Source organism: Alteriqipengyuania flavescens, assembly GCF_030406725.1.
In the GTDB taxonomy this organism is placed as follows: domain Bacteria; phylum Pseudomonadota; class Alphaproteobacteria; order Sphingomonadales; family Sphingomonadaceae; genus Alteriqipengyuania_B; species Alteriqipengyuania_B flavescens.
On the sequence record NZ_CP129107.1, the window covers coordinates 2,247,946 to 2,260,494 of the forward strand.

12 protein-coding genes are annotated in these 12,549 nt (G+C 66.5%); 1 reads left to right on the plus strand and 11 read right to left on the minus strand.

Features of this window, described 5'->3' with window-relative positions; translation table 11 throughout:
* Nucleotides 1-57 precede the first annotated feature (57 nt).
* From QQW98_RS11520 to QQW98_RS11530, 3 genes are read right to left on the minus strand one after another with little or no spacing between them, the layout of a single operon-like run.
* Nucleotides 58-444: an acyl-CoA thioesterase gene (locus QQW98_RS11520; RefSeq protein WP_290135083.1), complete on the minus strand. Its 387-nt coding sequence runs from the start codon at nucleotides 442-444 to the stop codon at nucleotides 58-60.
* A 5-nt stretch (nucleotides 445-449) separates the two neighbouring features.
* Nucleotides 450-875 (minus strand): hypothetical protein, encoded by a 426-nt coding sequence (locus tag QQW98_RS11525; RefSeq protein WP_290135084.1) that lies wholly within the window; start codon nucleotides 873-875, stop codon nucleotides 450-452.
* Between the two features lie 3 nt (nucleotides 876-878).
* Nucleotides 879-2,180: a pyruvate dehydrogenase complex dihydrolipoamide acetyltransferase gene (locus QQW98_RS11530; RefSeq protein WP_290135085.1), complete on the minus strand. Its 1,302-nt coding sequence runs from the start codon at nucleotides 2,178-2,180 to the stop codon at nucleotides 879-881.
* A gap of 131 nt (nucleotides 2,181-2,311) precedes the next feature.
* Here QQW98_RS11530 and QQW98_RS11535 point away from each other — a divergent pair, with 131 nt between their 5' ends.
* The gene (locus QQW98_RS11535; protein WP_290135086.1) at nucleotides 2,312-2,755 is read left to right on the plus strand and encodes a universal stress protein; all 444 of its coding nucleotides are present in this window, start codon (nucleotides 2,312-2,314) and stop codon (nucleotides 2,753-2,755) included.
* Between the two features lie 7 nt (nucleotides 2,756-2,762).
* Here the strand turns inward: QQW98_RS11535 and rnr are convergent, their stop codons facing one another.
* From rnr to radA, 8 genes are all read right to left on the minus strand, one after another.
* Nucleotides 2,763-5,042 carry a ribonuclease R gene (gene rnr / locus QQW98_RS11540; protein ID WP_290135087.1) on the minus strand — a complete coding sequence of 760 codons (2,280 nt, stop codon included), beginning with the start codon at nucleotides 5,040-5,042 and terminating at the stop codon, nucleotides 2,763-2,765.
* A gap of 47 nt (nucleotides 5,043-5,089) precedes the next feature.
* On the minus strand, nucleotides 5,090-6,634 hold the full coding sequence (locus tag QQW98_RS11545) for an aminoacyl--tRNA ligase-related protein (RefSeq protein ID WP_290135088.1): 1,545 nt from the start codon (nucleotides 6,632-6,634) through the stop codon (nucleotides 5,090-5,092).
* 90 nt (nucleotides 6,635-6,724) lie between these two features.
* Nucleotides 6,725-7,279, minus strand: a complete 555-nt coding sequence (gene phaR / locus QQW98_RS11550; protein ID WP_290135089.1) for a polyhydroxyalkanoate synthesis repressor PhaR — start codon at nucleotides 7,277-7,279, stop codon at nucleotides 6,725-6,727.
* A gap of 87 nt (nucleotides 7,280-7,366) precedes the next feature.
* The gene (gene alr / locus QQW98_RS11555; protein ID WP_290135090.1) at nucleotides 7,367-8,404 is read right to left on the minus strand and encodes an alanine racemase; all 1,038 of its coding nucleotides are present in this window, start codon (nucleotides 8,402-8,404) and stop codon (nucleotides 7,367-7,369) included.
* The gene (locus tag QQW98_RS11560; RefSeq protein ID WP_290135091.1) at nucleotides 8,401-10,035 is read right to left on the minus strand and encodes an MFS transporter; all 1,635 of its coding nucleotides are present in this window, start codon (nucleotides 10,033-10,035) and stop codon (nucleotides 8,401-8,403) included. The genes alr and QQW98_RS11560 overlap by 4 nt, the downstream gene beginning before the upstream one ends.
* A gap of 33 nt (nucleotides 10,036-10,068) precedes the next feature.
* Complete coding sequence (locus QQW98_RS11565; RefSeq protein WP_319023289.1) at nucleotides 10,069-10,413, minus strand: iron-sulfur cluster assembly scaffold protein; 345 nt, start codon at nucleotides 10,411-10,413, stop codon at nucleotides 10,069-10,071.
* Nucleotides 10,414-10,496: 83 nt separating this feature from the next.
* A complete protein-coding gene (locus tag QQW98_RS11570; protein WP_290135092.1) occupies nucleotides 10,497-11,045 on the minus strand; it encodes a CvpA family protein in 549 nt (182 codons plus the stop codon).
* Between the two features lie 34 nt (nucleotides 11,046-11,079).
* Nucleotides 11,080-12,447 carry a DNA repair protein RadA gene (radA, locus tag QQW98_RS11575; protein ID WP_290135093.1) on the minus strand — a complete coding sequence of 456 codons (1,368 nt, stop codon included), beginning with the start codon at nucleotides 12,445-12,447 and terminating at the stop codon, nucleotides 11,080-11,082.
* Between the last annotated feature and the right edge of the window lie 102 nt (nucleotides 12,448-12,549).

A 12,549-nucleotide genomic window follows, 5' to 3' on the forward strand; every position in this document is an offset into this window, starting at 1 on the left:
TCGAAAGGCAGCCACAACCGCCGCGACTGGGCTTCGACAAGCTCAGCCTGAACGGGACTAGCTCATTGAATCCACTGCCAAAGCCACCGGACGCGGCCTGTCGTTCTCGTCCAGCAGCACGAACTTGAACGTGCCACTGGCCACCATCGTCTCCGCCTCGCCGTTGCGTTCGCGCGCGATGGCCTCTGCCCTCACGGTCAGCGAAGTGTTCCCGGTGGCCGCGATGTCGCAATAGACGCTCAGCTCGTCGCCCACCGCCATCGCGCCGGGGAAGGCGAAATCGGTGGCGGAGACGACGACCGCCTTGCCCTGCCCCACCTGGCTCGCCAGCGACCCTGCGCCGAGAGCCATCTGGCTCATCAGCCAGCCGCCGAACACCCCGCCATAGGGATTGGTGTCCGCTGGCATGGCGGTTACGCGGATCAGGGGCTGGCGTTCGCTCATACAGCCTAGCCCGCCGTCAGCACGATGTTGACCGCTTTCACCCAGCCGGCCTTACACGGCCCGTCATAAGCGCGCTCCTCCGCGATCGGTGACGACACGCGGCAGTCGCCCAGTTCCTGGAAGTCGCCGCTGGGATAAACGATGCCTTGCCATTCGCCGCGGCCTTCACACAGCCAGACGAGCGAGCGTTCGGGCAATTCGTCCAGCGTGGCCGCATGCTCTGCCGGCGCGGCGACGACGGCGAGCGTCGCATCGGTGCCGAAATCCTCGCTCATTGTGCGGCCCACGCCGCCGCAGGCATCCATGTCCGGCCCGTCGAGCCCGATGGTCACGGCGACGGGGTCGGGCACCACCGGCGGCGCCTCCCACTCCTGCGCGGTCGCGGGCACCGCCAGCGTTGCGGCAAGCAGCAGGATCGCGGTCTGCCGCACGGCCTAGGCCAGCATTCCGAGCGGGTTTTCGCACAAGGTCTTGAACGCTTCCATCAGCTGCGCCCCGTCCGCACCGTCGATGGCGCGGTGGTCGAAGCTGCCGGTCGCGCTCATCACCGTGGCGATGCCGAGCTCGCCGTCGATGACATAGGGCCGCTGCTCGCCCGCGCCCACCGCCAGGATCATGCCCTGCGGCGGGTTGATGACCGCGTCGAACTGCTTGGTGCCGAACATGCCGAGATTGGAGAGGCTGGCCGTACCGCCCTGGTATTCGTGCGGCTGCAGCTTCCCGTCGCGCGCCTTTCCGGCCAGCTCCTTCATTTCCGTGCTGATCTGCGCGAGACCCTTGCGCCCCGCATCGGTGATGATCGGCGTGATGAGGCCGCTGGGCGCGGCGACGGCGACGGAGATATCCTGGCGCGAATATTCGTGCAGCTCATCGCCCTGGAAGCTGACGTTGCATTTCGGCACGCGGGCGAGCGCGCGGGCCAGCGCCTTGATGATGAGGTCGTTGACCGACAGCTTCACGCCGTCCGCCTCAAGACTGGCATTGAGCTGCTTGCGCAGGTCGAGCAGCGCGTCGAGGCGCACGTCCACCGTCAGGTAGATATGCGGCACGGTCTGCTTCGCTTCGGTGAGGCGACGGGCGATGACCTTGCGCACGTTGTTGAGCTTGGTCGCCTCGTACGGTGCACCGAATTCGCTTTCCGCCCCCGTGCTCGTAGGAGTATTTGCCGGGGTGGCGGGTTTGTCCATGCTCTGTGTGGGCGCGGGAGCCGCGCCCTTGGCCGCGCCTTCGAGGTCCGCTTTCACGATGCGGCCGTTGGGGCCGGAGCCGGTCACGCTCGACAGGTCGATGCCTTCCTGCTCCGCGATCCGCCGGGCCAGCGGCGAAGCGACGATGCGGTCGCCTTTTGCAGCATCCGCTCGTCCTGAGCTTGTCGAAGGACTGCTCTGGGCGCTTGCCGCGGGCGTGGGTGCAGGGGCTTCGACAGGCTCAGCCTGAGCGGGTGTGGCTTCGGCTTCCCCGCCGCCGGACGATGCCGCTGCGTCCAGGTCCTCGCCGTCTTCGGCCAGCATCGCGATGACCGCGCCGACCTTCACGCCTTCCGTGCCTTCGTCGATCTCGATGGAAGCGATCGTGCCTTCATCGACGGCTTCGAATTCCATCGTCGCCTTGTCGGTCTCGATCTCGGCGAGGATGTCGCCCGCGGCAACGCTGTCGCCCTTCTTCACCAGCCACTTGGCCAGGGTGCCTTCTTCCATCGTTGGGGAAAGCGCGGGCATCTTGATCGCGATTGCCATGGGTGCCGTAACGTCCTTTCGGGTCAAACCGGTATCGGCGATGCTTTGGCCGATTGCGCCTTTGCGGGCAAGGTCTTGCATAGGCGGACCGCCGAACGCATAGCTATGCAAGAGGGATCGGGAGGATTGCCATGCGAACCTATCTGGTGGTTCTGGACGATACGGCAGAGGCGCAGACCGCGCTGCGTTTCGCGGGCCGCCGCGCGCTTGCGACCGATGGACAGGTGCAGATCCTGGCCGTGGCGCCAAAGCAGGACTTCGTCGCGTTCGGCGGTATCCAGGCGACCATCGAGGAAGAGGCGCGCGACCGGGCCGAGGTGAAAGCCATGAGCGGGGCCGGCAACCTGTTTTCCGAAAGCGGGCGGATGCCCAAGATCAGCGTGAAGATGGGCCCGCCCGAAGAGGTGATTGCCGAATACCTCGCCGAACATGACGAGGTCACCGCTTTGGTGCTGGGCGCGGCAGGCGCGGGCAATCCGGGGCCGCTGGTGACGCACTTCGCGGCCAACGCCTCCGCCCTGCCCTGCCCGCTGATCATCGTGCCCGAAGGTGTCAGCGCGACTGCGGAAACCTGAGGGCGCGCTACTTCTTCCGCTTGCGGCCCTGGTGCTTGATGTTTCCCGGGCGGCCGCGCTTCCCCGTCATGTGTTTCTGCTTACCGTCGGGGTGCTTGGCGCGGCCCTTTTTCTTCGGCGCGGGCCGGTCGCCTCGCCGTTCGATCTTCGATGCTCCATCGGGCAATTCGAACTTGAGCGCGCCGGTGAGCGGGTTCGCCTCTGCCAGCCGCAGCTTCAGCTTGTCGCCCACGGCAAAGCTGTTGCCGGTGCGTTCGCCGACCAGCTTCTGTCCCGTCTCGTCATAACGATAATAATCGTCGCCCAGCACGCCGACCGGGACCAGCCCGTCGCCGCCCAGGCCGAGGATCGTGGCAAAGAAGCCGAAGCTCTGCACCCCCGTGATGCGGGTTTCGAAGACCTCGTCCACGCGCCCTGCCAGCCACGCCGCGACGTAGCGGTCGATCGTGTCGCGCTCCGCCTCCATCGCGCGGCGCTCCGCCTTGCTGATGGCGTCGGAAATCCGGCCCAGGTCCTCGCGGTCGCGCTCTGACAGGCCGCTTGTCGCGGGCAGCTTCGCCTTGGGCTTCGCCTGTTCCAGCCCGAAGGCATCGACCAGCGCGCGGTGGACCAGCAAGTCGGCATAGCGCCGAATCGGCGAGGTGAAATGGGCGTAGGAGCCGAGCGCAAGGCCGAAGTGCCCCGCATTGGTCGGCCCGTAATAGGCCTGCGTCTGCGTGCGCAGCACGGCCTCCATCACCAGCGCCTTTTCCGCCTCGTCGGTGACATCCTTCAGCATGCGGTTGAACAGCCCCGGCGTGACCACCTGGCCGAGCGCGAGGTTACGGTCATAGGTCTTCAGCAGGTCGCGCAGGGCGACCAGCTTCTCCCGGCTCGGCGTTTCATGGACGCGGTAGACGACCGGCGACTTCTTGCTTTCGAGCGCCTTGGCCGCCGCGACGTTGGCGGCGATCATGAAGTCTTCCACCACGCGGTGCGCGTCGAGCCGTTCGCGCACGGCGATCTCGGCGATCTTGCCCTGATCGTCCAGGATCACGCGGCGTTCGGGCAATTCCAGTTCCAGCGGATCGCGTTTCGCGCGTGCGGCGGCGAGCAGTTTCCACGCCCCCCAAAGGTGCTGCAGGTTCTCGCCCGCACTGCCTTCGTCGATGCGGGCCTGCGCGTCCTCGTACGGGATGACTTCGGAAATCCGCACCAGCGCGCGGGTGAAGCGCCAGTCGCGCACCGTGCCATCCTTCGCGATGCGGATGTGGCAGGCCATGGCCGCGCGGTCCTCGCCTTCGCGCAAGGAGCAGACGTCGGCGCTGAGCACTTCGGGCAGCATCGGCACGACACGGTCGGGGAAATAGACCGAATTGCCGCGCTTCCTCGCCTCGCGGTCGAGTTGCCCACCGGGCCGCACATAATAGGATACGTCGGCGATGGCGACCAGCGCCTTGTAGCCGCCCTCCCCGTCCGGCTCCGCCCAGATCGCGTCGTCATGGTCGCGCGCGTCGGCGGGGTCGATGGCGACAATGGGCAAATCGCGCAGGTCTTCCCGCTTGTCGGCCGTAACCGGCAGTTTCGCGGCGAGCTCGGCTTCGGCAATCGCCTCGTCGGGGAAGATGTGCGGGATGCCGTGCTTGCTGATGGCGATCAGGCTGAAGCTCTTGGGTGCCAGCGGGTCGCCATAGACTTCCACCACCTTCACGCCGGAGCGCGGGCCGCGACCCGCGGGTTCGGCCAGCACAAGCTGGCCTTCCTCTGCATTGCCAAGGTCCTTGATCGGGCTGGACTGGCGGATCTTCTTGTCGGTGGGCGCGAGCCACGGCTTGCCGCTGCCGTCCAGCTCGACCACGCCGAGCAGGCCGTCGGTCTTGTCGGGCAGCTTTTTCATGGGATGCGCGCGCCAGCCGTTGCCGGCCTCTTCGGTGCGCGCCAGCACCCGGTCGCCGCGCTTCAACGCGGCCTGCTTCTTCTTTTCGACCAGACGCAGCCGTGGCGGCGGTGTCGCATCGTCGGGAGACCAGCTTTCCGGGATCGCGATGGCCTCGCCATCCTCGATATCGACGACCTTCAGCACGGTGACCCTGGGCACGCCGCCCATCTTGTGGAATGCGCTCGCCTTGCCGTCGATCAGGCCTTCCTCGGCCATGTCCTTCAGCAGGCGTTTCAGCGCGATCTTTTCCTGTCCCTTGATGCCGAAGGCCTTGGCGATTTCGCGCTTGCCGGCCGGGCGGTCGCTGGACTGGATGAATTCGATGACCTGCTCGCGTGTCGGCAGGCCGTATTTCTTCTGTTTTTTCATGTGCCGCCCATGTGGGGTCGCAGGCGGCGCATGTCCACCGCCCGCGCTCAATAGGCCTTGGCGATGAAAATCCGCTCGACTGCAGGCTCCCCGGTGAAGATGCATGCGCGAGTCGCCGGCGCTGCGTCCATCGGCACGTTGCGCACGGTGAGCTTGAGCGCCTTCAGCTGCTCGACCACTTTTTCCAGCGCGGCTCCGGTCGGCCTGGCCCACTGGACTTCCACCCAGCCCGGGTATTTCTCGCCCGAGGAATAGAACGCTTCGAGATCCTGCATGGTGGCGATGTCGCGGCGGATGCTGGCATCGCGCCGTGCGGCAGCGGCGGCGAAGAGCGCGGACTGGATGTCCTCAAGCAAGGCGCCGATGCCGGCTGCGGCTTCCTCTCGCGAGGGCGTGGCGAAAGCGGGCTTGCCGCTCGCTTCGTTCCACAGCGCATCGCGGCGCAGCTGGCTGACGACGCCGTTGTCCATGTCGCGGCCGCCGACCTCGATGATGACGGGCGCGCCCTTGCGGACATAGTCCCACCGCTTCGCCGCTGCCTTGCCGGGGCGGGTGTCGAGCAGGACGCGGACGGGCTCGCCCAGCGCCGACTGCTCCGCGATCTTCGCGCGCAGTTCCTCGCAATAGGCGACCAGCGCCTCGTCTTCCGGCTTGTCCCGCAGCATCGGCAGGATCACGACCTGCTGCGGGGCGAGCGCGGGCGGCACGCGCAGCCCGTCGTCGTCGCCATGCGTCATGATCAGCCCGCCAACCATGCGGGTGGACATGCCCCAGCTGACGGTGTGGGCGAGCGCCTGCCCGCCCTCGCTGTCCTGGAAGCGGATGTCGGCGGCTTGCGCAAAATTGGTGCCGAGATAGTGGCTGGTGCCGGCCTGCAATGCCTTGCCGTCCTGCATCATCGCCTCGATCGACCAAGTCTCGACCGCGCCGGGGAAACGCTCGTGCTCCGGCTTCTCGCCCGCGATCACCGGCATGGCGACGTCGTCTTCGGCGAAGGCGCGATACATCTCGAGCGCGCGCATGGTTTCCTCGCGCGCTTCTTCCGCCGTGGCGTGGGCGGTGTGGCCTTCCTGCCAGAGGAATTCGCTGGTGCGCAGGAACATGCGGGTGCGCATTTCCCAGCGCACGACATTGGCCCACTGGTTCAGCTTCAGCGGCAGGTCGCGCCAGCTTTGCACCCAGCGGCTCATCGCGTCGCCGATGATCGTTTCGGACGTCGGACGCACGATCAGCGGCTCTTCCAGCTTCGCATCGGGATCGGGCACCAGCCCGCCCGCGCCATCGGCGATCAGGCGGTGGTGGGTGACGACAGCCATTTCCTTGGCAAACCCTTCGACATGCTCCGCCTCGCGCGTGAAATTGGCGAGCGGGATGAAGAGCGGGAAATAGGCGTTGGCGATGCCGGCGGCCTTGATCCGGTCGTCCAGCAGGCGCTGCATCCGCTCCCAGATGCCATAGCCCCACGGGCGGATGACCATGCAGCCGCGCACGCCCGATTCCTCGGCCATTTCGGCGGCGGAGATGACTTCCTGATACCAGGCGGCGAAATCGCTTTCGCGGCGTGTGTTGAGAGCGTGGCGGATGGCGGCCATGGGGTTATTCCTGTGCGGGGCTGTTCGGCGCCGTTGATGCGGCGCTGGGCCTCTAGGCGGCGGGCCTGCCGCTGTCGAGAAGCGGGCGCGCTATTTCGCCAGCTTGTCGAGCTGTTCCTGCATCGCCGCCATCTGCTTGCGCAGGGCGGCCAGTTCCTCGTCCTTGGACGTCGGCGCCGGTTCCGCCGGCTTGGTGGAGCCGGGCATCAGCGTTTCGGTGGCGGCGCGGAACATCGCCATGTTCGCTTCGTGCAGCTTGCCGAGCGGGGTTGCCGCCATGCCGCTTTTCAGCGTGTCGCCCAGCTTGGACTGGTTCTCGCGGAAGAACTTCATCGACGCATCGAGATAGGGCGGCATCAGCGCCTGCATCGAATTGCCGTACATGCTGATCAGCTGGCGCAGGAAGCTGACGGGCAACAACTGCTCTCCCCCGGCCTCTTCCTCCATGATGATCTGGGTCAGGATCGAATGGGTAATATCGTCCCCGCTCTTCGCATCGACAACCTGGAATTCCACATTCTCGCGCGTCATCTGGGCAAGGTCGTCCAGCGTGATGTAGCTAGACGTGCCGGTGTTGTAGAGGCGCCGGTTGGCGTATTTCTTGATGATGATCGGATCGTCGGCGGTACCCGTACCCTTGGCCATGCGATGCTTCCTCTTGTGCGCCTGTTGCGTCATTTTGCTGCGCAGCATTTCGCTTAGCATGCGCAGCAAGTGCACCGCAATATGGCTCTATCGTGCGAAGCGCTGCCCCAGCGTGGTGAGAAGCTCGTACTGGGACAGTCCGGATGTTTCGGCCGCAGCGGGCAGGTCGTAGGGTAGCTCCAGCCAGTCCCCTTCGCCAAGGTCGGGCGCGGCGGAAAGGTCGACGACGACCATGTCCATCGACACGCGGCCCAGCGCGGGCAGCTCGCGCCCGCCGTGATGGAAAACGGCCTTGTCCGACCAGCTGCGCAGGAAGCCGTCGGCATAGCCGAGCGAGACCGTGCCGACGCGCATCTCCTCGCGCGCAATGAAGGTCGCGTTGTAGCCGACGCTGTCCCCTTCCCCGATCTGCCGCACTTGCAGGATGGCAGCCTGCGGATGCACGACTTGTTGGATGCGGCCGGCGAGTTCATCGCGCGGCTTGCCGCCGTAAAGCGCGAGGCCGGGGCGCGTCATGTCGAAATGGTATTCGCTGCCGAGCGCGATCCCTGCGCTGTTGGCGAGGCTCTTTGCGGCGTCGGGAAAGTGCGCGAATGCCTCGCGTGCACGAGTGAGTTGCAATTCGTTGAGCGCGCTATCCTCGTCCGCACTGGCGAGGTGCGACATGACCACTGCGACATCCAGCCCGGCGATGGCCGGATCGCCGACTTCCGCGGGCGAAATGCCGAGGCGGTTGATGCCGGTGTCGACCATCAGGTGGCACCGCCCTCCTCCTGAGGAGGTCCACCGCGCCGCCTGGGCGAGGCTGTTGATGACGGGCAGTGCGCCCATCGCGCGGATGGCTGCGGCATCATCGTCAGACGTGGGGCCATGCAGCACGGCGATCTGGCTGGCCGGCACATGGGCTGCGACAGCCTCGACCTCGCTCGAATGGGCGACGAAGAACGCCTCGCATCCCGCATCGCGCAGCACCGGCACGGCCAGATCGGCGCCGAGCCCGTAGGCATCGGCCTTGACCGCTGCACCCGCCTTCGCCGCGCCGGACATGGCATCGAGCGTGCGCCAGTTGGCCGCCAGCGCTTCCCGATCGATTGCCAGCCGTAAGGTCCGCGGTGTCCGGGTCACTTTGTCTCGTCTGCGAAATCGGTCGGCGGGCCGTCCGGCAGGCCCCACCAGGCGACGAGGACGCCGAAGCCGACGACCGCGATCGTGTACCACAGGCCGGCATAGACATCGCCGCTGCGCGCTACGATGAACCCCGCGATCAGCGGCAGGAAACCGCCGAGGTAGCCCGCGCCGATATGGTAGGGGATCGACATCGAGCTGTAGCGGATCTTGGCGGGGAACATCTCCGTCAGCAGCGCCGCGACCGAGCCGTATGTCAGGGCCGACAGCATTCCGAGCATCAGCAGCAGGGCAAATATGCCCAGCACGTTTGCGAAGGGCGGTTTCTGCGGCGCGAAATCGAAGCCCGACACGCCTAGTGCGCGCTGCAGCCCGTCGCGCCGTGCGGCGCCATCGGCGAACCAGCCTTCGTCGATGGATATCTCCGCATCGCCCGAGGAGAGGCGCAAGTCGTCAGCCTCCACGACATCGTAGGCGACGCCGCTGGCGGTCAGCGTTTCGAGGATCTTGCCGCAGCGGCTCTGCTCGCGGTCGAACAGGTCGGCGAAGGGATCGGTGGAGCATTCCGGCCCTTCGACCACCACCGGGTTCGCTTCGGCCGAGGATGCCAGCCCCGGATTGGCGAGCGCGCCCATGCCCCAGAAGATCGGGAACAGCAGGACGAGCGAGGCGAGCGCGCCGATGATGATCGGCTTCTTGCGGCCCACCCGGTCCGACCATTTGCCGACCACGATGTAGAACGCCATCGAGACGAGGCCGGCGGCGAACAGGGTGTACTCGACCAACTGTTCGTCCAGCCGCATGGGCCCGCGCAGGAAGCCGAGGCTGGAGAAGAAGGCCGTGTACCAGATCGTGGTCAGCACGCCGGTAATGCCGAACAGCGCCACGAAGATGCGGCGCTTGTTGCCCGGGTAGGTGAAGCTTTCGACGAACGGGTTGGCGGCCGTCTCGCCCGCTTTCTTCATCGCCTGGAACACCGGGCTTTCGGACAATTTGAGGCGCATCCACAGCGAGATACCGAGCAGGATGATCGACAGCAGGAACGGCACGCGCCAGCCCCATGCGGCGAAGTCTTCCGCGGGGATCAGCCAGCGGCAGGCGAGAACCACGGCGATGGACAGCACGAAGCCGCCGACCACGCTCGCCTGGATGAAGCTGGTGTAGAATCCGCGCTTTTCCGGCGGGGCGTGCTCGGCCACGTAAATCGCCGCGCCGCCGTATTCGCCGCCGAGCGCGAGGCCTTGCAGCACGCGCAGGCAGATCACGATGATCGGCGCCGCGATGCCGATGGTCTGTACCGTCGGGATCAGGCCGACGCCCGCGGTCGCCACGCCCATCAGCGTCACGGTGACGAGGAAGGTATATTTCCGGCCCAGCCGGTCGCCGAGGAAGCCGAACAGGATCGCGCCGATAGGGCGGAAGGCGAAGCCGACGGCGAAGGTCGACCAAACCAGCAGCAGGCCGAGCGTGTCGTTATCGACGTCGTAGAACGCGTCTTTGAGGATGTAGGCCAGCGTGCCGTAGATGAAGAAGTCGTACCATTCGAACACGGTACCGGCGGAGCTGGCGGCGATGACCAGCCGGATTTCCTTGTCGGTCGGTTCGCGTTGCATCACGGCGCTGTCCGCCATCGGTGAACTCCCTCTCCCTCTCCGGCAAATCGCTTAACGCGCGGGCGCGGGCGTGGGAAGCGCGTCCAGCGCGGCCTTCCACGGGAGCATGATCGCCCCGTGCCGGCCGGGATGCGCGCGCGCCCCTGCCAGGGCCTCTATGCCCGGCCAGTCGGGCGCGCTGGGACCACCGGCGAGCCAGGCAGCAAGGTGGCGGTCGGCAAGGCGGATGTCCTCGCGTGTATTGCCCCGCGCCGCGGCGGCAAAGATTGCGGCGGCGGCCTGGCCGATGGCGCAGGCTTGCGTGAGGAGGCCGAGGTCGGAGATGGCGTCTCCCTCCAGCGCCAGCCCAAGCTCCAGCGAACTGCCGCACGCGCGCGACCGCGCGCTCCCCCGCAACGGCAGCGTATCGGTCAGCGGATAGTCGGCGAGCGTGACCGCAAGCGACAGGATTTCGGGCGTGTAGAGCTTGGCAGAGCGGCTCAGTTGCCCTCCTCCGCCGCGCGCCTTTCCTGCTCGGCGCGTTCCTCGTCCGCCAGCCGTGCGCGGCGGGCGGCGATGATTTCCACCATCGCCTTGCTGGAGCTGTCGACCAGCGGATAGGTCCGCGCGTTGACGATCCATGTCGGCCGGCCCTGCGCGCCCCAGATCGTGTCGTAACCGAGCACGAGGATGGAGAAGGCCATCACCACGATGATGAGGCCCTTCACCGCGCCGAAGCCGAAGCCCAGCACGCGATCGATCGGGCCGAGCACGCTGTTGCGCGATGCCTCTCCCATCCGCCCGGCGATCAGCTTCATCGCGGCGTAGGGGATCAGCAGCAGCAGCACGAAGGCGAGCACCGACGCGGCATTGGGTGAATCGAACACGCCCAACAGAGCTTCGGAGAGGTCGGTGTGGAGGAAGCGGATCGCGAAGATCGCCAGTACCCACGACAGCAGCGACAGGATTTCCTGCACGAAGCCGCGCATGAAGCCACCGATCGCGGCCACGCCGACGATCAGGATCACGATAATGTCGAACGCCGTCATCGAAACACCGATCCCTCTGTTTCGTGGCCGACCCCTATGCGCTGCCCATGATCCGGTCAACGAGCTTGGGCAGGACTGTCAACGGATCGTAGCTGGGGCCTTTGGGTTTCTCGCCAGCGTTGCCGGGGCCATACCCGCGCTCGAACCCCAGCTTCATCGCCTCTTTCAGCCGCAGACCGGCGTGCGCGACCGGACGGATTTCGCCGGCAAGCGAGACTTCGCCGAAAAACACGCTCTTGGCTGGCAGCGGCTTGTCCGCCAGCGCGGAGATCAGCGCCGCGGCCACGGCAAGGTCCGCCGCCGGGTCGGTCAGCCGGTACCCGCCCGCCACGTTGAGATAGACCTCCGCGCTCGAGAAATTCAGCCCGCAGCGCGATTCCAGCACCGCCAGCAGCATCGCCATCCGCCCGTTGTCCCAGCCGACGACCGCGCGGCGCGGCGTGGCGCCCGATTGCAGTTTTACGATCAGCGCCTGGATTTCGACCAGCACCGGCCGCGTCCCCTCAAGCGCGGGGAAGACCGAGCTGCCCGCCACCGGTTCGTCGCGCCCGGAGAGGAACAGCATGGAAGGATTCTTCACCTCCTCCAGCCCGGCGCCGGCCATCGCGAACACGCCGATCTCGTCCACCGCGCCGAAACGGTTCTTGAGGCTGCGCAGGATCCGGTACTGGTGGCTTCGCTCCCCTTCGAAGCTCATCACCACGTCGACCATGTGTTCCAGCACGCGCGGGCCCGCGATGTTGCCGTCCTTGGTGACGTGGCCGACGAGGACGAGTGCGGTCCCGCTCTGCTTGGCATAGCGGATCAGTTCGAACGCGCAGCCGCGCACCTGGCTGACGGTGCCCGGCGCACCCTCGATTGTGTCCGAATGCATCGTCTGGATGGAATCGATCACCAGCAGCGCAGGCGGCTCCATCGATCCCAGCGTGGTCAGGATGTCGCGAACCGAGGTGCTGGAGGCGAACTTGATCGGCGCTTGTGCCACGCCGAGGCGCTGCGCGCGCATCCGCACCTGCCCGGCCGCCTCTTCCCCGCTGACGTACACCACATCACCGCCTGCGCGGGCGATATTGCCTGCGGTCTGCAACAGCAGGGTGGATTTGCCGATACCGGGATCGCCGCCCATCAGGATGGCGCTGCCCGGCACGATCCCGCCACCAAGGGCGCGATCGAATTCTTCCAGCCCGCTCGGCCGGCGGACAAGGTCTTCGCCTTTCTGGTCGAGCTTGACGAACTCCACCATCCGCCCCCCGCTCGACAGGTCGTGCTTCTGAGAGAAAACGGTCGCCGGCGCATCCTCGGCCAGCGTGTTCCACTCTGCGCAATCGGCGCACTGGCCCTGCCAGCGGTGGTGGACACTGCCGCATGCCTGGCAGACGAAACGTTTCTTGGTCTTGGCCATCGGCTGTGGACCTAAGCGGAACGGACCGAGAACGCAATTGCCAATGGGGATTATCCCGTTGGAACAAGTATCGCTCGACTCGGGGGAGTTGCGTGATATGAG

Excerpts from the sequence above, each read along its gene's own strand:
- QQW98_RS11545 (WP_290135088.1), bottom strand. The coding sequence starts at position 6,634 with ATGGCCGCCATCCGCCACGCTCTCAACACACGCCGCGAAAGCGATTTC.
- QQW98_RS11570 (WP_290135092.1), bottom strand. The coding sequence starts at position 11,045 with ATGACGGCGTTCGACATTATCGTGATCCTGATCGTCGGCGTGGCCGCG.
- radA (WP_290135093.1), bottom strand. The coding sequence starts at position 12,447 with ATGGCCAAGACCAAGAAACGTTTCGTCTGCCAGGCATGCGGCAGTGTC.
- QQW98_RS11530 (WP_290135085.1), bottom strand. The coding sequence starts at position 2,180 with ATGGCAATCGCGATCAAGATGCCCGCGCTTTCCCCAACGATGGAAGAA.
- QQW98_RS11560 (WP_290135091.1), bottom strand. The coding sequence starts at position 10,035 with ATGGCGGACAGCGCCGTGATGCAACGCGAACCGACCGACAAGGAAATC.
- rnr (WP_290135087.1), bottom strand. The coding sequence starts at position 5,042 with ATGAAAAAACAGAAGAAATACGGCCTGCCGACACGCGAGCAGGTCATC.
- QQW98_RS11535 (WP_290135086.1), top strand. The coding sequence starts at position 2,312 with ATGCGAACCTATCTGGTGGTTCTGGACGATACGGCAGAGGCGCAGACC.
- QQW98_RS11520 (WP_290135083.1), bottom strand. The coding sequence starts at position 444 with ATGAGCGAACGCCAGCCCCTGATCCGCGTAACCGCCATGCCAGCGGAC.
- phaR (WP_290135089.1), bottom strand. The coding sequence starts at position 7,279 with ATGGCCAAGGGTACGGGTACCGCCGACGATCCGATCATCATCAAGAAA.